This is a genomic window from Pseudomonas sp. Root562, assembly GCF_001427125.1.
In the GTDB taxonomy this organism is placed as follows: domain Bacteria; phylum Pseudomonadota; class Gammaproteobacteria; order Pseudomonadales; family Pseudomonadaceae; genus Aquipseudomonas.
In genome coordinates this window covers 199,281-220,819 of record NZ_LMGK01000006.1, presented here as the reverse complement: position 1 = coordinate 220,819, position 21,539 = coordinate 199,281, and the positions used below count along the sequence as shown (strand labels likewise).

General features: G+C 59.1%; 21 protein-coding genes. 13 read left to right on the top strand and 8 right to left on the bottom strand.

Annotated elements, in window-relative coordinates; all coding sequences use genetic code 11:
- Positions 1-53: 53 nt before the first annotated feature.
- The 3 genes from ASD60_RS07930 to ASD60_RS07915 all read left to right on the top strand — a co-directional run bounded on the left by ASD60_RS07930 (position 54) and on the right by ASD60_RS07915 (position 3,400).
- Positions 54-2,003, top strand: coding sequence for a DNA topoisomerase III (locus ASD60_RS07930; protein WP_056853479.1), 1,950 nt, complete (start codon positions 54-56; stop codon positions 2,001-2,003).
- A gap of 41 nt (positions 2,004-2,044) precedes the next feature.
- Positions 2,045-2,548, top strand: a complete 504-nt coding sequence (locus ASD60_RS07925) for a GNAT family N-acetyltransferase (RefSeq protein ID WP_056853478.1) — start codon at positions 2,045-2,047, stop codon at positions 2,546-2,548.
- A 522-nt stretch (positions 2,549-3,070) separates the two neighbouring features.
- On the top strand, positions 3,071-3,400 hold the full coding sequence (locus tag ASD60_RS07915; protein WP_056853476.1) for a hypothetical protein: 330 nt from the start codon (positions 3,071-3,073) through the stop codon (positions 3,398-3,400).
- A 98-nt stretch (positions 3,401-3,498) separates the two neighbouring features.
- Here the strand turns inward: ASD60_RS07915 and cynR are convergent, their stop codons facing one another.
- Complete coding sequence (gene cynR / locus ASD60_RS07910) at positions 3,499-4,380, bottom strand: transcriptional regulator CynR (protein WP_056853475.1); 882 nt, start codon at positions 4,378-4,380, stop codon at positions 3,499-3,501.
- Positions 4,381-4,507: 127 nt separating this feature from the next.
- Between cynR and cynS the strand changes: the two genes are divergently transcribed.
- On the top strand, positions 4,508-4,975 hold the full coding sequence (gene cynS, locus ASD60_RS07905; RefSeq protein WP_056853474.1) for a cyanase: 468 nt from the start codon (positions 4,508-4,510) through the stop codon (positions 4,973-4,975).
- A gap of 59 nt (positions 4,976-5,034) precedes the next feature.
- Positions 5,035-5,694: a carbonic anhydrase gene (locus ASD60_RS07900; protein ID WP_056853473.1), complete on the top strand. Its 660-nt coding sequence runs from the start codon at positions 5,035-5,037 to the stop codon at positions 5,692-5,694.
- A 47-nt stretch (positions 5,695-5,741) separates the two neighbouring features.
- Here ASD60_RS07900 and ASD60_RS07895 read toward each other — a convergent pair whose 3' ends face one another.
- Positions 5,742-7,244: an aldehyde dehydrogenase family protein gene (locus tag ASD60_RS07895; RefSeq protein WP_056853472.1), complete on the bottom strand. Its 1,503-nt coding sequence runs from the start codon at positions 7,242-7,244 to the stop codon at positions 5,742-5,744.
- Positions 7,245-7,495: 251 nt separating this feature from the next.
- Here ASD60_RS07895 and ASD60_RS07890 point away from each other — a divergent pair, with 251 nt between their 5' ends.
- Complete coding sequence (locus tag ASD60_RS07890; RefSeq protein WP_056853471.1) at positions 7,496-8,011, top strand: HvfX family Cu-binding RiPP maturation protein; 516 nt, start codon at positions 7,496-7,498, stop codon at positions 8,009-8,011.
- An 11-nt stretch (positions 8,012-8,022) separates the two neighbouring features.
- Here ASD60_RS07890 and ASD60_RS07885 read toward each other — a convergent pair whose 3' ends face one another.
- Positions 8,023-8,643, bottom strand: a complete 621-nt coding sequence (locus tag ASD60_RS07885) for a cell wall hydrolase (RefSeq protein WP_056853470.1) — start codon at positions 8,641-8,643, stop codon at positions 8,023-8,025.
- 141 nt (positions 8,644-8,784) lie between these two features.
- Here ASD60_RS07885 and ASD60_RS07880 point away from each other — a divergent pair, with 141 nt between their 5' ends.
- The 5 genes from ASD60_RS07880 (at position 8,785) to ASD60_RS07860 (ending at position 15,381) form a co-directional block, all read left to right on the top strand.
- Positions 8,785-9,636, top strand: a complete 852-nt coding sequence (locus ASD60_RS07880) for a CAP domain-containing protein (protein WP_056853469.1) — start codon at positions 8,785-8,787, stop codon at positions 9,634-9,636.
- A 175-nt stretch (positions 9,637-9,811) separates the two neighbouring features.
- Complete coding sequence (moaA, locus tag ASD60_RS07875; RefSeq protein WP_056853468.1) at positions 9,812-10,810, top strand: GTP 3',8-cyclase MoaA; 999 nt, start codon at positions 9,812-9,814, stop codon at positions 10,808-10,810.
- 120 nt (positions 10,811-10,930) lie between these two features.
- Positions 10,931-12,277, top strand: coding sequence for a chromate efflux transporter (gene chrA, locus ASD60_RS07870; RefSeq protein WP_056853467.1), 1,347 nt, complete (start codon positions 10,931-10,933; stop codon positions 12,275-12,277).
- Positions 12,278-12,597: 320 nt separating this feature from the next.
- The gene (locus ASD60_RS07865; protein ID WP_056853466.1) at positions 12,598-13,962 is read left to right on the top strand and encodes a glutamine synthetase family protein; all 1,365 of its coding nucleotides are present in this window, start codon (positions 12,598-12,600) and stop codon (positions 13,960-13,962) included.
- Positions 13,963-14,094: 132 nt separating this feature from the next.
- Positions 14,095-15,381, top strand: coding sequence for an NAD(P)/FAD-dependent oxidoreductase (locus ASD60_RS07860; protein WP_056853465.1), 1,287 nt, complete (start codon positions 14,095-14,097; stop codon positions 15,379-15,381).
- A gap of 231 nt (positions 15,382-15,612) precedes the next feature.
- Here ASD60_RS07860 and ASD60_RS07855 read toward each other — a convergent pair whose 3' ends face one another.
- The 4 genes from ASD60_RS07855 to ASD60_RS07840 form a co-directional block, all read right to left on the bottom strand.
- Entirely contained in the window at positions 15,613-16,395 is a 783-nt protein-coding gene (locus ASD60_RS07855; RefSeq protein ID WP_056853464.1) for a DeoR/GlpR family DNA-binding transcription regulator, read from the bottom strand.
- Positions 16,396-16,724: 329 nt separating this feature from the next.
- A complete protein-coding gene (locus tag ASD60_RS07850) occupies positions 16,725-17,549 on the bottom strand; it encodes an alpha/beta fold hydrolase (RefSeq protein WP_056853463.1) in 825 nt (274 codons plus the stop codon).
- A 69-nt stretch (positions 17,550-17,618) separates the two neighbouring features.
- On the bottom strand, positions 17,619-18,155 hold the full coding sequence (locus tag ASD60_RS07845; RefSeq protein WP_056853462.1) for a hypothetical protein: 537 nt from the start codon (positions 18,153-18,155) through the stop codon (positions 17,619-17,621).
- 344 nt (positions 18,156-18,499) lie between these two features.
- Positions 18,500-19,168 (bottom strand): hypothetical protein, encoded by a 669-nt coding sequence (locus ASD60_RS07840; RefSeq protein WP_056853461.1) that lies wholly within the window; start codon positions 19,166-19,168, stop codon positions 18,500-18,502.
- 355 nt (positions 19,169-19,523) lie between these two features.
- Here ASD60_RS07840 and ASD60_RS07835 point away from each other — a divergent pair, with 355 nt between their 5' ends.
- Positions 19,524-19,760, top strand: coding sequence for a hypothetical protein (locus ASD60_RS07835; protein ID WP_056853460.1), 237 nt, complete (start codon positions 19,524-19,526; stop codon positions 19,758-19,760).
- 192 nt (positions 19,761-19,952) lie between these two features.
- Positions 19,953-20,690, top strand: a complete 738-nt coding sequence (locus ASD60_RS07830; RefSeq protein ID WP_056853459.1) for a hypothetical protein — start codon at positions 19,953-19,955, stop codon at positions 20,688-20,690.
- Positions 20,691-20,724: 34 nt separating this feature from the next.
- Here ASD60_RS07830 and ASD60_RS07825 read toward each other — a convergent pair whose 3' ends face one another.
- The gene (locus ASD60_RS07825; RefSeq protein ID WP_056853458.1) at positions 20,725-21,528 is read right to left on the bottom strand and encodes a hypothetical protein; all 804 of its coding nucleotides are present in this window, start codon (positions 21,526-21,528) and stop codon (positions 20,725-20,727) included.
- Positions 21,529-21,539 lie beyond the last annotated feature (11 nt).

The window sequence follows — 21,539 nt, the reverse complement described above, 5'->3', positions numbered from 1 at the left end:
GCATCACCCGCCATCCTGTGCACCTCCCCGGACACTGATCAACGATGGTGGTTATGCGGCTGTACCTCTGTGAAAAACCTTCCCAGGCCAAAGACATCGCGGCTGTGCTCGGCGCCAGACGCCGGGGCGACGGCTGCTGGCTGGGCACGGACGTCACGGTGACCTGGTGCATCGGCCATCTCCTGGAAACCGCGCCGCCGGATGCCTATGACGCGCGCTACAAGCGCTGGGTACTGGCCGACCTGCCGATCATTCCGGGCACATGGAAGATGACCGTCAAGCCGCGCACGGCGAGCCAGTACAAGGCGGTCAAACGTCTGCTCGGTGAAGCGTCGGAACTGATCATTGCTACCGACGCCGACCGCGAAGGCGAGATGATCGCCCGGGAACTGGTGGAGCACTGCAAGTATCGCGGCCCGATCCGCCGCCTGTGGCTGTCGGCGCTGGACGACGCCTCGATCCGCAAAGCCCTCGCGTCGCTCAAACCAGGCGCCGAAACCTTCAATCTCTACCATTCCGCACTGGGGCGCAGTCGTGCCGACTGGTTGATCGGCATGAACATGAGTCGACTGTTCACGCTGCTCGGGCGCCAGTCCGGGTATCAGGGTGTGTTACCGGTAGGCCGGGTGCAAACCCCTACCCTGCGCCTGGTGGTGGATCGCGACCGCAGCATTGCCGACTTCGTCCCGGTCGCCTACTGGGCCATCGACGTGCAACTGCTGCACGACGGCACTGCTTTCACCGCGCAATGGCGCGCGGCATCCGGAGTTTGCGACGATCAGGATCGCTGCCTGAATCAGGCACTGGCCCAACAGGCAGCCACAGCAATGATGGGCGCGGCAAGTGCCCGGGTGATCAAGCTGCGCACCGAACGCATGCGTGAAGTGGCGCCACTGCCCTTCGATTTGGGCACGCTACAGGAAGTCTGCTCGAAGAAACTCGGGCTCGGCGCTCAGGAAACCCTCGACATCGCCCAGGCACTTTATGAAACCCACAAGGTGATCACCTACCCGCGCAGTGACTGCGGCTATCTGCCCGTCAGCCAGCACGTCGAAGCACCGGCGATTCTCGCCGCCCTCAGGCAAGCCGATCCGGCGCTGGATGCCTTGCGCGATCACCTGGAGCCCCATAGGCGCTCACGGGCCTGGAACGATGCCAAGGTCAGTGCGCACCACGGCATCATCCCTACTGCTGCGGCCAAAAACCTCGAACGCCTGACCGGCAAGCACCGCGCGGTCTATACGCTGATCAGGGCCAGGTATCTCGCGCAGTTTCTGCCCAATCACGAGTATGACCGCACCCAGGCTGATTTCGACTGTGCCGGTGAAGCCTTGCGCGCGGTGGGCAAACAAATCGTCGATCCCGGCTGGAAACGCGCCCTGCCCGAAGCGCTTGCCCCGGCGAAAGGTCGTGAAGCCCCAGCGCCTCAAACCTTGCCCAACCTGCGCGAAGGAATTGATTGCGCAGTGGCCAGCGTGCAGCTCAAGGACCTGTGGACCCAACCGCCCAAACCGTTCACCGAGGGCGACCTGATCAAGGCGATGAAAAACGTCGCCAAACTGGTGGAAGACCCTCTGCTCAAGCAGAAACTCAAGGACACCACGGGTATCGGCACCGAAGCGACCCGCGCCTCGATCATCCAGGGTCTGCTCGACCGTGGTTACCTGATCAAGAACGGCAAGGCTCTTTCTGCCACGCCGGCCGCTTTCAGTCTGATCGATGCGGTGCCTCGCGCCATTGCCGATCCGGGCACTACGGCCATTTGGGAGCAAGCCCTGGACATGGTGCAGAGCGGGGAAATGAGCCTCGAAGAGTTCGTTGCCAAACAGGCGGCCTGGATGAGCAAACAGGTCAGTCGATGTGCCGGTTTGAACCTGACCATCAGCGGTCCGGCAAGCCCCGCCGGACGCGGTGCCACGCCATGGAAAAACAAGCGCAAGCCTGCCAAGCGCAAAGCAGCGGCTGGCACCAGACGCAGCGCGAAACCGGCGAGCAAGGGTTGATCGGCCATACTGTCCTGGCATCAAGACAGGAGTTCACCAGTATGCCCTCGATAGAACTGCACGCCGCGCAACGCGACGAACTGGAAACCATTGAAAACCTGATGCAGTTCTACACCTACGACTTCAGTGAATGGTTGCCGCTGAAACTGAGCGAACACGGCTTTTTCAGCCTTCGCCCCTTGTCGGACTATTGGCAAAAACCCGCCACCCGACCGTTTTTGATCCGGGTCGACGGCGAACTGGCGGGTTTCGTGACCGTGGATGACAACACCCACTTGCCCGGCGCCGATTACAACATCGGCTACTTGTTTGTCAGCCGACGCTTTCGTGGCCAGGGTGTCGCCAGGTTTGTCGTTTCCACCCTCTTGAGCCGATTTCCCGGTCAATGGCAAATTTTCCACATCGAAGCGAACCTGCCTGCTCGGTTGTTCTGGGCCACCGTGATGCCCGATCTCAGCGCAGGCGGTTTTACTCGACATTTCCTCACGGTAGAAGGTTATCCCTGCACCCTTTACCGCTTCGAGGCGCCAGCACCGCCAGCCTGAGTGACGCCTTTACAGCGCCTTTTTTAATTCCTCCCAGCTTTGTCCGACAATATGTAGTGACTGAAAATAATCACTACAAAACCGTTGACGAGCACGATTTGCCCTTGCATGATGCAGACGTCTCCCCGATCGGGAGTACACGCAACACGCTTGAGCAAGCTCGTCTGACCGCCGAGCTGTTTTTTCCGGATACACGCTGCCCACAAGGCAGATTGAAGAAGCTGACCTGGCCTGAACGTCCAGTACAAGGACGAGAAGCGCTGGCGATCCATCCTCATGAAGCTTGTGGCCGACCTTGAAAACGTCGGCAGGGGCCAAAGGTTATCGCCGCTTCTCTTCGTTGTGACGCTATTGCGTAGCAGTTATTCAACACGACTACATGCAACAGACGCAGGACCTCGTCGCTTATGACGGACGGCTGCTGACGTCCTGGTTTCGGTGCCAGGGATCAACTAACCGATGGGCTACTTGTATTAGCGAATCAACTTTGAAAGATCACCAAATGGTCAAGGGGGCTTTATCATGAATCTGAACAATCAACCTACTATCGAAGAACTGGCTCGTATGTTCGCGGCAAAGAAAGACAGCCACGACAGCCATATCCTGTGGATCAGCAAATCGGGTCAGGTTCATATCGACTGCCTGTCGCCACATGCCCATGAAGCAGAGTTCGACCAGAACAACCAGAACCTGCTCGCCCGACTGAAGATGTACCGTCGCGGCCAGGGCTATGTCGGCAAAAAAGCCGCGGCCGACAAAGACTTCATCGGCAATGTCCTGCAAACGCTGAAACAGGCCTGGGATTCGATGCAGAACAAGAACGAAGTTCGGGTGATTGATCGGTTCTACTAATTGAAATGAGTCATTGTTGACTCATAAATAAAAAGGGCCTGCTCCTGATAAGAGCAGGCCCTTTTTAATGGCTCAATGAAAGTGGGGAATGTTGCCAATCAAGACATACCAGCAGCCAACACCACCTGCACAAAAGCCAAAGCCGCCGCACTGTGATAGTTGTTTTTACGACGCAGTAATGCAGCGCCACGCTGGGGCGCCTCCCCCGCTAGCGGGATCATGCGCAGAGCGCGGTCGCTGGTTGCAATGGGCTCCGGAAGGATTGTAGCCATTGCCGTATGCCGAATGACTTCCAACAGCGTGTTGACTGAATTGACCTCGATCGCCACTTTCGGCGTTATCTGCGCCCGGGTGAAATACTCGTCAATGCAGGTGCGCGTGAAAAAATCTGCGCTGAGTAAGGCAAACTGCAGCTGCGCCACCTGGTCATGGGTCACGGTGTCCCGGCTTTCATACAACGGATGCGCCTGGCCGACCATCAATCCCAGGGTTTCGGTAAATGCAGGAATCGATTCGATATCAGGGTTTCTCACCTGATCAAACGCAATCGCGATGTCCAGAGAGTCCTGCGCCAACCCGGTTTCGATGTCGTCCATCGACAGCTCGAACACCTCCAGGTGAATGTTCGGGTAACGCGCCACGAAATCGCGCACCAGCGGCCCCACCAGGTAGGCCATGAAAGTCGGGGTCATGGCCAGACGCAAAGTGCCCCGGGACAAATCCTTCACGTCGTGCAGCGCACGCTTGCCCGCCTCCAGCTCTATCAGCACCCGCCGAGCGCATTCGATATACGCCTGACCCGCGTCGGTCGGCTTGACCGTACGCGACGTGCGATCGAACAGGCTGACACCCAGGGTCTCTTCCAGTTGCCGGATCTGTTGTGAAAGCGTTGGCTGGGAAACATGCAGGGCTTCGGCCGCACGGGTGAAGCCGCCATGGTCAGCCACGGCCAACAGGTAACGCAGATGTCGCAGCAGCATGCTCAGACCTTTCTATCTATAGGCAGTACTTATGCCTTGCATTGTATATCGGTCTTGGACGCTATGGATTGAACGGAAGAAGATGGCTTCACACCCAGACACTTCCCCCAGCGACAGGAGAACCACCATGCAACAGTCTCACGCCTATAACGATCCAAGCCTGGCCCTGACCACCGCAATTCTCGATGCCAAAGCTCGCAAAAATCTGTCGTGGCAAGACCTGGCTGACGGCACCGGCCTGGGCCTTGCCTATGTCACCGCTGCACTTCTCGGCCAGCATCCACTGCCGCAAAGCGCCGCAGAGGTGATCGGCGAGAAACTCGACCTGGATGCCGAGGCGGTGGCTCGCCTGCAGATCATCCCGCTGCGCGGCAGCCTTGCGGGTGTCCCGACCGATCCGACCATCTACCGCTTCTACGAAATGATCCAGATCTACGGCACCACCTTGAAGGCTCTGGTTCATGAGCAGTTCGGCGACGGCATCATCAGTGCGATCAACTTCAAGCTCGACATGAAAAAAGTCGAAGACCCGGAAGGCGGTTCGCGCGCAGTGATTACGCTCGACGGCAAGTTCCTGCCCCTGCGTCCGTTCTAAGTCGAAAACGGCCCGTACCACCGTGCGGGCCAAATCCGCTCATCCATGAGGACGCCGCCATGAAAGCGCTCATCGAAGGCTTTGTAAAATTCCAGAAAGAAGTGTTTCCACAACGCACCGACTTGTTCAAACACCTGGCCACCACGCAACAACCGGGTACCTTGTTCATCACCTGTTCCGACAGCCGTGTAGTGCCCGAATTGCTGACCCAGCAAGAACCCGGCGAGTTGTTCGTAATCCGTAACGCCGGCAACATCGTGCCCTCCTACAGCCCTCATCCGGGTGGTGTGTCGGCCACCGTCGAATACGCTGTTGCCGTGTTGGGCGTAACGGATATCGTCATCTGCGGGCATTCGGACTGTGGCGCAATGACCGCTGTCGCCAAATGCACCTGCATGGATCACCTGCCCGCCGTCAGCGGCTGGTTGCAGCACGCCGAGTCGGCGAAAGTCATCAACGAGTCACGGCCTCACGTTACGCAAACGGCGAAAATAAGCGCGATGGTGCGCGAGAATGTGATCGCGCAATTGGCCAACATCCAGACTCATCCAAGCGTGCGCCTGGCCCAGGAAAAAGGTCTGCTGAATTTGCACGGCTGGGTCTATGACATCGAAACAGGCTCGATCGATGCACTCGATGGCAGCAGCCATCGTTTTCTGCCGCTGGCTGAGCATCCTGGCACTTGCGCTGTGCCTGGCAAAGCAATGGAAGCGGCCTGATCAAGGCGATGGCGACCGCCATTGCGGCGGTCGCCCAGCTGAATCACTCAGCGTTTGACGCCCAGATCGATCTGGGTCATGCGGCTGCGGATGGTGAACACGCCATCGCCCGAGAGAATCGCACTGCGCGCAAACAGGCGCCCGCTCTCCCAGTTCGACAAACCGAGCTCCGGCTTGTTGAGCGCGTACTGGCCATCGACCCAACGGGTAATGCCATTGCCGACAAAAGGCGCGTTGACTGCGTTGTAGAAACGCTCCTGCGTCGCGGCATCTTCGCTGATCAGCGACACGGTGAACTGCGGGCTGTAGCGGTTGAACAAGGCAATGGCGCTGTCCAGGTCGTCGACGATTTTCAGGCTGACTTCCGGCGTTTCTTCCCACTCCCACTCGCGGCCCAGTTGATCCTCGGGCAACGGCTCGACCAAGGCTTCGCTCTGGTAGCCTTCGGCGCGGTAAACCTCGACGGTTGCATTGAGCCAATCGGCCGGCAGGCATGCTTCGCTGCCTTCGACGATGTGCAACTTGCAGCCCTGGCCCCGTGCCTTGCCGGCCTGTTGCAAGGCATCGAGAAACACCGGCACCAGTTCGGCGGCGCGGTTGCGATGGATCAGGCAAACATTCAGGGTGTTGCAGACTTTACGGTCGAGGGAGTTGCGCACCACGCTGGCGAAGCGACCGGTATCGGCATCGGTATCCGCGATCAGCCACGCACCACCGGTACCGTGCAGGCTGACAGCCGTTCCGGCCTGTTGCGCGATACTGCCCAACTGGCTGACGGCACGTCCCGAACCACGGGCCACGGCCAGCGACAGGCGCCGGTCGGCAAACATCGCCCAACCGGCTGCATGGTTGACGCTTTCCACCAGTGATACCGCGCCGCTCGGCAACCCGGCATCACTCAATGCCGGATTCAACGCATGGGCCACAATGGCTTGGGCGGTGCCCAGCGCATCGCTGCCGATGCGCAGCACCGCGGTGTTCCCCGTGCGCAAAACACCCGCGGCATCGGCAAAAACGTTAGGTCGACCTTCGAAGACAAACGCGACGATGCCCAGCGGCGACACCACTTGCTCGACCTTCCAGCCGTCGTGCTCGACGCAGCTGATCACTTTGCCACGGGTGGCAGAGGCGTCTCGCCAGGCGCGCAGGCCGGCAATCATGTCGCGACGCATGCGTTCATCGGCCAGCAAACGCGTGGTCGACCGGCCACGGGACTTCGCTCGCTCGATGTCAGCCTGGTTGGCGGCTTCGATCAAGGCCCAGCACTGCGGGGTTTCCAGACGCTGGGCGAACAGGTCGAAGAAGTTGCTGATCGCCTGATCCGACACCGCCGACATCGCAGCAAACGCCGCTTGCGCGCGTTCGATTGCCAAGGCGGCCGCCTGCTGATCAGCCACCGGGATCAACAGCAACTCGCCGCTGACCTGTTCTACCAGCAAGTGGTCTCCGGGCTGGAAGCGTGCCGCCAGTTCGGGGCTGACCACAGTGACACGGTTACCGGCGAAAGGGATCGGCGTGCCAGCGACTAGACGTTCGAGCGCAAGAGACATGAAGCGGTTTCACCATGCAATGGGCGGGCAGAAAATGTATAGCAAAACACCTGTGTGAGCGAGCCTGCTTGCGATAGCGACCTGACCTGCGGCCTCCACGTATCAAAGTGTGTACAGCCCCGCCCTCGACACAACAAGCCTTAAACCCCCGCGCAAGTGACACAACGCAGATACACCCGCCTGATGAAATTCACTTGTCGCTAAACGGGCACACCTCGCCCGACATCACTGACTTGTAGGAGACACCGTCCATGAACACTTCGATTTCATCGGCCGTCAAAGGCTTGCACCTGAACCTTGATCGCGTCGGCCACTGGATCGCGCCATTGACGCTGCGAGTGTTCCTGGCCTGGGAGTTCTTCGAGTCGGGGCTGGAGAAATACAACGGTGAAAACTGGTTCGCCGACATTCAAGAGCGCTTCCTGTTTCCGTTCAACCACCTGCCGGCCACGCTGAACTGGGAAATGTCGATGTGGGTGGAATTGATCTGCGCCCTCGCCTTGCTGGTTGGCCTGGCTACACGGTTTTCGGCCATCAGCCTGATTGTCGTCACCATCGTCGCAACCGCCGCCGTGCACTGGCCCGCTGACTGGTCGAGCCTGAGCGAACTGGCCCAGGGTTACTCGATCACCAACAAAGGCTACGGCAACTTCAAACTGCCGCTGATCTACCTCGCCGCACTGCTGCCGCTGCTGCTCTCGGGTCCGGGTAAATTCAGTCTCGATGCGCTGCTGGCGCGGTTCTTCTGGCGTCGCCGTCATAACTGAAAAAAAGGCCGCTATTTGGCATCCCCATTTAGCGGCTTGTAAAACTTGAACAGGCCGATGTTCGCTGTATTGGTGTATTCCTTGGCCCAATCCGGTTTAACCGTGCGATCGTGGAAGTACAGCGCGCCTTTGGTGCGATCCGGCAACTGCTTGTTCAGCGCTTTGCGTGCGATCTCCTTGGCAAGGGCGTAAGGCACCTCCTCCTGAACCGAATCGGCACGCCCGTCGCACCACCACGAGAACTGGCAGCTTTTGGTTTCCGAGCCTTGCTTGACCACGCCGCAGACGGTATCGGGAAAGCCATCATGGCCGAGACGGTTCATCACCACGTTGGCCACCGCTTCCATGTCGGCAGCGTCCTTGCCTTTGGCCTCCCAGTAGATCGATCGGGCGAGACACGTGATGGCGTCGTCCAGCGGCGCCTTGCCGGCCGGGTCAACGGCCTGCACTTCAGGCTGGGTAATGGCTTCGGACTTGGGCACCGGTGCCGGGCTGCTGTTCTCGGCAGCCTTTTGCTCCAGCACCTCGGCCTTGTCTTCGGCGACTTTTTGGGTTTGCTGCTGATCGGCGGCCAATGCCGGGCCAGCGAGCAGAATCAGGGCGAAGCAGGTTGTTATCCAGTGTTGGCACATGGTCGGGCGGTACTCTGTAGGCAGTATCGCTAGAGTGTAGTAGTGAAATGATTGCACTTGCGCCACAACTTTCGGGAAAATCCGTTGACTGTGACAAGGCAACTTCGCGCATCATGGCGCAGTCAGCACAAGGAGTTTTCCATGGGTTTTCTACCATCCGCTATGCGCTTTGCCGGTTTGTCGTTGGGAATGCTGTTGGCCGCCAGCGCCGTGGCCAGCGATGAGTCACAGTTGATCGAATCGATCAATCTCTATCGCAGCCAGTTGCAACGTTGCGCCGGTCAGGTTTCATCGGAATTGCCACCACTGGCGGCCGATCCGCGACTGGCACTTTCCGCCACCAGCATTGGCAATCTGCAGCAAGCCATGGTGACTGCCGGCTACCCCATGAAGAACGTGCAGGCGATCAGCCTGTCCGGACCGCGTGATGCGGCATCGGCGATGAAAGCGATTCAGGAAAGCTTTTGCCAGATCGTGCTCGACCCGCAATTTGTCGATGTCGGCGTGAGCCGCCAGGACCGCGAATGGCGAATTGTAGTGGCGCGTCCACTGCTGAGCGCACGCTTGGGCGACTGGCAAGCCGAAGGCCAGAAGTTGCTGGCCGAGCTTAATGCCGCACGCACCAAATCGCGCCAGTGCGGCGCTCAATCGTTCAACGCCACCACACCACTGGCCTGGAACGCCACGCTGGGTGCCGCTGCCGAAACCCACTCACGGGCAATGGCCAACAACAATTTCTTCGATCACAAGGATCGCGACGGCCGCACACCGGGTGACCGCGCGGAACTGGCAGGCTACAACTTCCAGCAGATCGGCGAAAACATTGCCGCCGGGCAGGACACCGTGCGCAAGGTCGTCGACGGCTGGCTCGCCAGCCCGGGCCACTGCGCCAACCTGATGAACCCGCAGTTCAACGAATTGGGCGCGGCGTATGCCAATGATCCGAAGAGCGATGCCGGCATTTACTGGACTGCCATGTTTGGTGCGCAGTGAGCACCTGCCAGCCGCAAGCACGTCAGCGACCTTACGGATAAATCAATCCATCATAGATCCGCTCGATCACTTGGTTATTAATAGTGATTGGACGCCTATCAACGTTGCTCTTAGCCTGCGCTCAACACTTGCGTCAAAAACGCAAGTCTCTATAAAAGCGCCAAGCGAGGGTGTCATGTCAGAACGGGTCCTGCTAGATGGGTTCTCCCGGCGCGTGGACTATCTGCGGATGTCGCTCACCGACCGTTGCGATTTCCGTTGCGTGTATTGCATGGCCGAGGACATGCAGTTTCTCCCGCGCCAACGGGTGCTGACACTGGAAGAAATCTATCAGCTGGCCGCAAGTTTCGTGGCGCTCGGCACCCGCAAGATCCGCCTGACCGGGGGCGAGCCGCTGATCCGTCCGGGCGTGGTACAGCTGTGTGAAAAGATCGCCGCCCTGCCCGGCCTGCGTGAACTGTGCATGACCACCAACGGCTCGCAATTGGCCAAACTGGCGCAACCGTTGTTCGATGCAGGGGTCAAGCGCCTCAACATCAGTCTCGATTGCCTGGACCCACAGCGCTTTCGCGAACTGACCCGCACCGGTGATCTGGCGCAAGTGATCAAGGGCATCGACGCCGCCAACCAGGCCGGGTTCAGCCATACCAAACTCAATTGCGTGGTGATGAAGGGCCGCAACGACCACGAGATCAACGATCTGGTGAGCTTCGCCATCGATCGTAACCTCGACATTTCCTTTATCGAAGAGATGCCCCTGGGCATCATCGATGAACACAGCCGCGCCGAAGCGTTCTGCTCCAGCACACAAGTGCGCGAGCGGATTGCCGAGCGCTTCACGCTGATTGATTCCGCCGAGTCGACCCAAGGCCCGTCACGCTACTGGCGCCTGGCCGAAGCACCGCAAATTCGCCTGGGGTTCATTTCGCCCCACAGCCATAATTTTTGCGGTACCTGCAATCGGGTGCGACTGACCGTGGAGGGACGCTTGCTGCTGTGCCTGGGCAATGAACATTCGGTGGATTTGAAGGCGGTTTTGCGTAGCCATCCGGGGCATCCCGAACGCCTGGAGAAAGCGATCATCGAAGCGATGAAACTCAAGCCCTATCGACACAATTTCGAAGTGAACGACGATGTTCAAGTCGTTCGGTTCATGAACATGACGGGCGGCTGAAGCTGACGACCGCCAGCCGTATCAGCCATTCCCCATCAACGCACAAGAACCATTGGACGCGATAAATCGTTATCCGTAGCCTGAGCTCAATTCAGTGGCATCGACACCAGGAGCGCAGGCTTGAGCGTCTTACCAAAACAGGAACACTCCACGCCCGAGCCGATCAGCCTGCGCGAAGCCTTGCGCTTCTGGATCAAGCTTGGCTTCATCAGTTTCGGCGGGCCGGCGGGACAGATTTCGATCATGCACCAGGAGTTGGTCGAGCGCCGACGCTGGATTTCCGAGCGACGCTTTCTGCACGCGCTCAATTACTGCATGTTGCTGCCCGGCCCCGAGGCCCAGCAACTGGCGACGTACATCGGCTGGCTGATGCACCGCACCTGGGGCGGCGTGATCGCGGGTGTGCTGTTTGTGCTGCCTTCGCTGTTCATCCTGATCGGCTTGTCCTGGGTCTACATCGCCTTCGGTGAAGTGCCGGTGGTGGCCGGTGTGTTTTACGGGATCAAGCCGGCGGTCACCGCGATTGTGCTGCAAGCCGCCCACCGGATCGGCTCGCGGGCACTGAAAAATGGCTGGCTGTGGGGCATCGCCGGCGCCTCCTTCGCGGCGATCTTTGTGCTGAACGTGCCATTTCCGCTGATCGTCCTGGGTGCCGCAGTGATCGGTTACTTCGGCGGCCGACTGGCCCCGGAAAAATTTCGCACCGGTGGCCATGGCGCAACGCAAAAATCCTTCGGCCCGGCCGTGATCGACGATGACACACCGCCCCCCGAGCATGCCCGTTTCAGCGGTTTGAAGCTGGCACGCCTGGCGCTGACCGGCGTTATCCTGTGGACACTGCCCATGGCCACCCTGACCGCTTTGTTTGGCTGGGACGGTACGCTCACGCAAATGAGCTGGTTCTTCACCAAAGCGGCGCTACTGACATTCGGTGGTGCCTACGCGGTGTTGCCGTATGTCTACCAGGGCGCGGTCGGTCACTATGGCTGGCTGACGCCGACGCAGATGATCGACGGCCTGGCGCTCGGTGAGACCACCCCCGGACCACTGATCATGGTGGTGGCATTTGTCGGGTTCATCGGCGGCTACGTTCTGCAAGTCTTCGGCCCGGACCAGGCCTTTGTCGCCGGTGCCGTCGCGGCAACGCTGGTGACCTGGTTCACCTTCCTGCCTTCGTTCCTGTTTATCCTCGCTGGCGGGCCGCTGGTGGAGTCGACGCATAACGAACTGAAATTCACCGCACCGTTGACGGCGATTACCGCGGCCGTGGTCGGCGTGATCCTCAATCTGGCGTGCTTTTTCGGCTACCACGTGCTGTGGCCCAAGGGCTTCGAAAACCCCCTCGACTGGCCCTCGTTGCTGATCGCGATCGTGGCGGCCATTGCCCTGTTTCGCTTCAAGCGCGGGGTGATCGAGGTGTTGCTCGGCGCTGCGATAATCGGCCTTGGCGTACACATGATGCGATGAATGAAACGTTTACACGCATCAGATTCCCCCCTAGTATCCAGACACGCCCGATGGCGGGTCACACCCGCCATCGACGAATCCCAATGCCGGAAACATCCGATATGAACCGCATTGTCAACCTGCCCATGGCCTTGAGCCGTTCCAAACTCCGTCACTCCGCACGTCCGCCGGATAGCACCCTGCTCGCCTGATCGCGTCCCAAACGCGTAGAGCCTCTTCCTTCGCTAATCCTTTGCCTGCATGCCCCGGATCTTTGTATCCGTAGTCGTGCCGAGGCCTGAATCCGTGCGTCCGCAGGACGCCAACGTGAGTGACGAACAATGAAATTCGCAGCCCTTGAAGACGCCCAGACTTTCCTGGCGAACAACCCCGATATCGACATGATCGAGCTGTTCATCCTCGATGCCAACGGTGTGCCGCGCGGCAAACTGTTGCACCGCGAAGAACTGCTGGCGGTGTATGAAAGCGGTCGTCCGCTGCCCAGCACCATCCTCGGCCTGACCTTGCAGGGCGACGACGTCGAGAACTCCGGGCTGGTTTGGGATGTGGGCGATATCGACTGTCGTGCCTACCCGCTCGAAGGCAGCCTGGTGCGCTTGCCGTGGCGGCAGATTCCGACCGCCGCCGTGCAAGTCAGCATGCACCCGCAGGAAGGCAGGCCGGCGAGCATCGCCGACCCGCGCCACCTGCTGATCAACGTGATCGAGCGCCTGAAAGCCCAGGGTTACTACCCGGTGATGGCGTGCGAGCTGGAGTTCTACTTGCTCGATGCCAAGCGCGATCATCTCGGGCGCCCGCAACCGGCGCTGGACGCCGACGGCGGTCGACCGCGACACACGCAAGTCTATGGCCTGCGCGAACTGGAACAGATTGAGCCGTTCCTTGCCGACCTCTACGCGGCGTGCAAACTCCATGGCATTCCGGCGCGCACGGCGATTTCCGAATACGCACCAGGCCAGGTGGAAATCACGCTGGAACACGGTGATGCCTTGCAAGCGATGGATCAGGCGGTGCGCTACAAACGCCTGGTCAAAGCCATTGCACATCAGCACGGCATGCAAGCGACCTTCATGGCCAAACCCTTTGACCATTTGGCCGGTACCGGCATGCACATGCATGTCAGCATCGCCGATGCCGAGGGCCGCAACCTGTTCGCCTGCGAAGACCCGGCCGGCACACCGCTGCTGCGCACGGCCATCGGCGGCATGCTCGCCTCGTTGCTTGATTCGCTGTTGCTGTTTTGCCCCAACGCCAACTCCTACCGGCGCTTCCAGGCCAACAGCTACGCGCCGCTGGCGCCGACCTGGGGCGTCGACAACCGTACCGTGAGCTTGCGAGTTCCAGGTGGCCCGGCCAACAGCAGGCACATCGAACATCGCATCTGCGGCGCCGACGCCAACCCGTATCTGGCGGCAGCAGCGATACTGGCCGGCATTCATCGCGGCATTACTGAAAACCTCGATCCGGGGGAACCGGTAGAGGGCAACGGTTACGCACAAGCCACGCAATTGTTGCCGACCGACTGGCTGACATCGCTGACGGCACTGGAAAACTCGGTGTGGGCGCGGGATGCATTGGGGCAGGAATTTCTCGGGGTGTATCTGGCGGTCAAGCGTGCCGAGTATCGGCAGTTCATGGCTGAAGTGGGTGAGCAGGATTGGCGTTGGTATTTGACTGAGGCGTAAGCCCCTGTAGGAGCGAGCCTGCTCGCGATGAGGTCGTGTCAGCCACCATCACTGGTCAATGACACACCGCCATCGCGAGCAGGCTCACTCCTACAACGACTGCACTCCCCCACATTTTCCCCGGACACAGCCATGACTCAACAACGCAGCAATTCCTACTACACCGCCACCCTCAACCAGGACACCGATTACCCGACCCTGCAAGGCCGGCACCGGGTCGATGTGGTGATCATCGGCGGCGGTTTCACCGGCGTCGCCACCGCCGTCGAACTCGCGGAAAAAGGCCTGAAAGTCGCCATCGTCGAAAGCCATAAAATCGGTTGGGGCGCTACCGGACGCAACGGCGGTCAAGTCACCGGCAGCCTGTCGGGCGATGAAGCGATGCGCAAACAGATGCGCCACACCCTTGGCGATGAAGTCGACGATTTCATCTGGCATCTGCGCTGGCGCGGGCATCAGATCATCAAGCAGCGGGTCGAGAAATACGCCATCGCCTGCGACCTCAAGCATGGCCACCTGCATGCCGCTTACAAGCCCAGCCACATGGACGGTCTGCGCAAGGATTACGACGAGGCCGTGCGACGCGGCATGGCTGATGAGGTCAGCCTGCTCGACCGCAGCCAGGTGCGCGATCTGCTGCAAAGCGATCTCTATCACGGCGCAATCAAAAACACCCGCAACATGCACTTGCACCCGCTCAACCTGTGCATCGGTGAAGCGCGGGCCGCAGAGAGTCTGGGCGCGCTGATCTTCGAAAACAGCGAAGTGCTGGAAATCATTCATGGCGATACGCCCGGGGTGCGTACCGCTCACGGCCGCATCGATGCCAACCAGGTGCTGCTGGCCGGCGACGTCTATCACAAGCTTGAGCCGGGCAAGCTCAAGGGCAAGATTTTCCCGGCCATGGGCGGCATCGTCACCACCGCGCCACTGGGGGATCTGGCGAAACAGATCAACCCCGAAGACCTGGCCGTGTATGACTGTCGTTTCGTGCTCGACTACTACCGCCTGACGGCCGATGGTCGTTTGCTGTTCGGCGGTGGCGCCAATTACAGCGGCAAGGATTCACGGGACATCGCCGCCGAGCTGCGCCCGTGCATCGAGCAGACGTTCCCGGCACTCAAAGGCGTGGCCATCGATTACCAGTGGAGCTGCGCGATGGGTATCGTGATCAACCGCATCCCGCAATTGGGCAAGCTCTCGGACAATGTCTGGTATTGCCAGGGCTACTCCGGCCACGGCATCGCCACCAGCCACATCATGGGTGAAATCATGGGCCGTGCGATCACCGGGCAGCTTGAGCACTTCGACACCTTCGCCGCCTGCCAACACATCCGCGTGCCGATGGGCGACTTGCTGGGCAATCCGATGCTGGCGGCGGGCATGTGGTATTACCAGATGCTTGAGCGATTGCGCTGAGTGGTTCGAGCCGGCATTGATGTTGTTTGTGCCGGCCTCATCGCTGGCAAGCCAGCTCCCACAGGTTCAGTGGCGTACACAAAAGCTGTGTTGAACGCGGTCATTGTGGGAGCTGGCTTGCCAGCTCCCACAGGTTCAGTGGCGTATACAAAAGCTGTGTTGAACGCGGTCATTGTGGGAGCTGGCTTGCCAGCGATGAGGCCGGCAAACTCACCGCACCTCTACCGGCAGTCACACAGCTTGCACCACCTCAATCCCCCACCCGCGGTAATCCTCGATATTCCCCGAGGCCACATGCCGCTCGGTAATCAACGTGTGCAAACGCGAACACGGCGCAACCACGAACGGTTCCACCGCGCCAAGCTTGTCCGCCGTGGTGACCGCAATCACATGGGACGCGCTGTCGAGCATCGCCTGTTTCACCGGCACTTCATCAAAATGCAGCGAGCTGATGCCCACTTCCGGGTGAATCGCGCATACCCCGGTGAACAGCAAATCGGCTTTGATCCCTTCAAGTAGACGCAAGGTTTCATGCCCGCTGGCCGACAGCGTCGCCGGATTAAGCTGGCCACCGGCCAAAATCACTTTGACGCCCTTGTACTCCGACAGCGTGATCGCTGTCATGGGCGACGCAGTGACGGCCGTGATGCGAATGTCCAACGGCAACGAACGCGCGATCTGCAATGTGGTGGTGCCGGAGTCGAACATCACGGTCTGGCCGTCTTCAACCCGCTCTGCCGCCAGTTGCGCAAGACGGGTTTTCACCTCGTCGGTCTCGCTGATCCGGGTGAAATAATCCTTGCCAGTGTCTTTGGGCCGCGGCAACGCCCCGCCGTGGACTCGCTGCACCAGTCCGGCCGCGGCCAGCTCCGACAGATCGCGGCGAATAGTGTCTTCGGACACGGCGAAATGCTGGCTCAGCCCCGACGCCATGACTTTGCCGTCGCGCTCGAGGATCAAGAGGATTTTCTGCCGACGCAGATGTGGGAGTTCGGTTGCGGAGTGATCCTGCATGCTTGTGCCTGTTTGCGCGTTAATCTGCGGGTTTTGCGAGATTAGCCAAACCGCCCGACAAACACAAACCATCGCACCAGGTATCATTTGTTTCGATCTTTCAAATCATGAAGCCGAATTTTTTATTCAGCGGTGGCCTGTCCAAAATGGCGTCCATCTCTCCTATTCCGGATGAACACTTCATGAATCTGAATTTCGCATTTGCCTGCATGATCGTGGTCTCGTTTACCATCGCACTGGTACATACCTGAACAGCATCGAACCCCTTGCGAAACCGTGGGTCTGCTCCTGGGAAAAATAAACATGAATGTGCCGGGAGTATCTGCTTCCTAGTCGCAACTTGTCGCATCGGCCAAGCCGATTCGCCGGCCCATTGATTCTTCATCGCCGTGCTGCTGGCAGAGGAACTCGCGTATCGCTTCGGCGGTTCGCCTGGCGCTGGTTACCACAAAAAAATGCCCCTCGCCCTTCAAGACGTGCAGCTCGGCACGGCGTATGGTGCGGCGCAGGATATGCGCGTTGTACAGTCGCACCAGAGTGTCGCGCTCGCCAGTGAGGATCAGTGTGCGCTGGCGCAGACGGAATAACCGCAGCAGGCTTGTCCAACCGACCAGCGCTGTAAGCTGATGGTAATAGGTTCTCGGGTTGGCCGTGAGCATGCCGTTCACCACACCGAAGCGCAGCAGCGTCTGAATCGAATGGCGCGAGCGTTCCTGTTTGCGCAGATTGGCGCTTTTGCTCCTGCCAAAGAAATCCAGGACATCGGCGGGCTTCACCAGCATCGCCGGGCCGGCCGAGGTAGCTGCGAGGATCAGACGGCGCACCATGCTCGGGTACCGCAGGGCGAATTCTTGCGCCAATGCACCGCCCCAACTCACGCCGAACACGTCGATCTGGTCGACTCCCAATTGCCTGAGCATCCCGGCGATCAAGTCGGCATGGCGCGGCAGACGCAGTGGCCAGCGGGGCATTTGCGATTTGCCGACCCCTGGCACGTCCAGCGTGATGGTCTTGTAGTCTGCCAATTGTTCGCGCAGAGGATCGAAAGTGCGGATCAGACCACCCAGGCCGTTGAGCAAGAGCAGCGGCGAGCCTTGACCTCGGATTGAAACGTTCAGCTGCAAATCGTCAACGGTTAATGTGTGCGTTCTCATCGTTTTGCCCCTTGGCATACTTTCCCTGCATACCCTTTCCACACACAACATTGAGCAGAATCACTCATCTCACGCGCCTGGGTTTGTCACTTGAATGAAGATCGACCAGGCCCCCAGCACTATCCAGAACGTCGTAAAAATCCATGGCGTACGAACCGAAAACAGCAAGGCTTTGCGGTAGCCCTTATGGGTGGACTCTCGTTCGGAAAACAAAGGCGATTCGTCATAGGCCAATCCCATTAGTGGTTCACTGCGAAGCAGCTCACTCTGTTTGAAATACCAATGATCGATGATGTCATAGGCCGCTCGTATGCCGGGCCAGGCGTTCAGTGAGCTGAGTACCCCAAACAGCGCCAGAAACGGTGGTACCACCAACGTAAACAGTTTCCCCCACTCGGGGTTCAGATTGGCCATGCAGGACGCAAAGGCAATCACCAAAAATGACTGAGCGGCCAAGTAAGCGTCTGTTCGATTGGCCAGAATACTGGTTTCGTATTGAATCTCCCTTCGGTAGAAATCCAACCGCTCCTTGGGCGATCCGAACATCTTTGCGTTGTGCTCGCTCAATTCGGTTTCGTCGATGTAGGAGGTCAAAATTTTCGGCACGATAGACTCACTCTGATCGGTTAGTACGGTCGCGTACAACCCAATGCGGCATCAAGAAACATCATGATGCCTTTGTTACGCAGGCACATGACCAAACTCCTCAGGCCAAAAAGGCGCCGATACTCACTCGGTGATTCACTGAATGCGGCGTCCACAGTCATCTGAAGGTGATGGACAGGAGAAAGTTTATTCAAAGATTTTTCAGATTCGACAAGCGGCATGACCGGCTACCGCTCAAGCATTTATTTCACCAGTCGTCGGTTGAGCTTTCGCGTTTCCAAACTTACCTGACGCAAACGCTATCTACACTGCGTCTACTGCAGCCTGGCTCTGCTGCACGTGCATCAATTACTCGCGACATGCCCCGCAGCGCCTGTGTTCACCAGCGCCTTCAACGCTGCATCGAACTGCTTCAAGGCATTCACTTGTAGTTCGGTCTGCTGACCAATCTGCGCGGCAATCTGCGGCGCGGCCTTGCCATGCACCCACACCGAAGGCATTTGTTGAGCACGCGAACCTTCAGCCTGGCCGATGTACTGCAAGTTCGCATCGTAGAATTTGGCCATGAACCGCGCTTCAACCTGGCTGTTGCGCTTGGAGACCAGGCGGCTGTAAGTGTCGAGCATCACTACCACATCCGGATGGGCCTGTACCGCTGCATCCAGGCTGTCGTAGACCGTTACCGACGCGAACTCTTTCTGCAACGACGCCATCAACCAATTGATCGCCCGTTGCGGATCGGAGCTGTCAACAAACGCCTGGCTGATCCGCGAATCCAGCTGGGGATTCTTCGCACCGTTCACTGCCACCGCGTGGTAGCGCTCGAGGTATTGCTGGGTGTTAAGGGTGTTTTCGCTATAGAGCACCGCCACGGTCTTCGCCTGTCGCAAACTGGCAGCACTGTCGGCAATGGGCAGGAAGTGGCAGGACGGGTCAGCCGCAACGGCCGGATCGGCAACAGCAAAGCCACCGCTTAATACGGCGATAAAAGCCAGCAAGGTCGACATTCTCATCGCGCTGATTCCTTCAAAGGCGAGATCGATATGACCCTATCCTCCTCTGATGACAGAAAAACAGAACTTGCATTGCTTAATGATGAGTATCGAGCAAATGAATGGTCGCTATGAGCGCACGCGCCCAATCGTCCGCAGAACGCGAGGCATCTCGTACCTTGATGAATTGCCGCGAGTGATACATCGCGGATACCTCAGCGCCTTCTACTGTTTCCCGCGTGTTACCTCAGCGACGCAGTTGTCACTTCTGCGCCGCGAGGCAGGCCAATAGAGTATGGCCTTCGGTGAGTTTTCAGGGTTGACAGCCTGTCGGCCTTGCCCTGCGCCGATCCCCCATCACGGAAGAGGTGAAATCATGAGTTTTGTGAAAGTGGAAAAAAACCAGAGCAGTGCCCCGTCGGAAGCCGACATGAAAAAAGCCATGGTCGAGGCTGGCGGAACACCGGGCGAGTGCAGCGGCACCAATGCTGCCCGTACCTTGACTTACACCGGCGTGGTCAATCACACCGTGTATGAGAACAAGCTGATCGAGGTCGCCAAGGGCAAACGTACCAGCTGGAATTTCGTCTGGGCCGACGCGCAGGCCGCTTGAAACCAGGGCGAGGCGGCCTCTGGGTCGCCTCGTCGTTGCTTGCATTTGATACAACGCGGTTACCCGCCTGTAACGCCAAGATACTTCGCTCCCCTGCCCCATGAACCTAGAGTGAAGCCCTCAATGGACCGACCGGGATCACTCTCCGCCGCCCCATTGATTGCCCAACACACCACCAAGGAAGAGGGAACCATGAGCAAATCAATTGCTGTCAGCCAACAAAGCCAGCAGCTTCACAATGATGTGCAAGAAGCCGTCAAATCGATCATGGGTGCAACGCAACTGAAGACGTCAGACTATAACCGGGTACTGAGATCCGCCCTGGCGGCAACGCAAAAAGTCGTCACCATCGAGATCGCCGCCGGCGATCTGACCCTGCTGAAAAAATCTGGCTACAAGCTGTGCTTTGCCAAGAAAGTCGGCACAGCAGACTACAACGTGGTCTGGCAGTCGTATGACGCATACCTGAGCAACAACGAGTTCAGCTGGACTCCGCAATATCAGCTGTTCGCTTCCAACGTGTTCAAGGAAAACGTTCAGGTCAAAGTCTCGACCAATATCGTCAACATAGGATTGGGGCAGACTTCGACACTCGATGAACACGGCCTGTTGAGCCCGGCGGTAACGGGGGGGCCGGACATCTCCATGACCTTCGTGAACAACTACGCACCGATTCATCCAGGCATCAACCAATTGTCCACCGGCATCGATGGCAAACAGGTCAGTACGCCGATCTATGTGGCCGTCGATCAGGTGGTCACCGGCAACACGGTGTTGACCCCCGTCGAAACCATCCTCGTGTGGTTCGAACAGAACGTGCAGACCAGCACCATGTTCAGTACCTCACGCTCCAAGGCGATCGAAATCGACCTGACGTTCGATAACACCGCAGGTCGCCTTTACGAAGGCGGTCAATGGAAAACCGTGTAACCCCTGCAACGGGGCGGCCTCAGGGTCGCCCCTTTTACTCGTCGATCGCGCCGTTGGCAAAGTAGCCCGTCAACGACAGGCAGATCGACTCGGCCAACGCTTCCTGGGTGGCGATGCCATAAGGCTGGTTGCGGTCGAACTGTGCCGACCAGCGAATCCGCCCCTGCGCTACATCCACCAGCCGCAACGACGCCCGCACCCGTGCCGGCTCGACCCGCACGCTGCCCTCCAGGCAATAGCAGTAGCGTCCACCGCGCCCCATCGCGGCAGCTTTGACGCTGTTGCGCGGCACTTTCAGCAATACATGGTTGGTGCCTGTTTGGGTTTGTTCGAATGACTCAAACAAGCGGCAGCTCAACTCCTCACACAGCCCTCGGGCAAAATCGTCGCCGTCGCGGGTAATGCAGGTGAACGGCTGGATCTGCAACACCGGGTGGCGCGTGCCGATGTGTTTATGCCGAAAACGCTGATACACCAAGCGATAACAACCCGGGGGAATGCTCAGCCGTACCGGCTCTTGCTGGCCGCTGGTGGCGTAATGCGCGGCGAGCTTGCGCCGCAACCGGCCGACCTGCACCCGCACCACCGGATCGTCACCGGTGCAATAGACGGCCGGATCACGACGAAACACCGCGATGCCAATGGCGTACTCGGTGAGCTGGGTGTTGGAAGATTGCAGGTCATGCTCGACCAGAAAGCGCAACAAACTGCCCATGCGCCGCGATTTGGCAAATAACGGACTGGCCAGCAACGACGCCAGCACCCGCTCCATTTCTTCTCGATCAAGCGGTTCGGGAAGCCCGTCCGCACTCGATTCGACCATGCTCTTGATCACCATCGCCTGCCTCC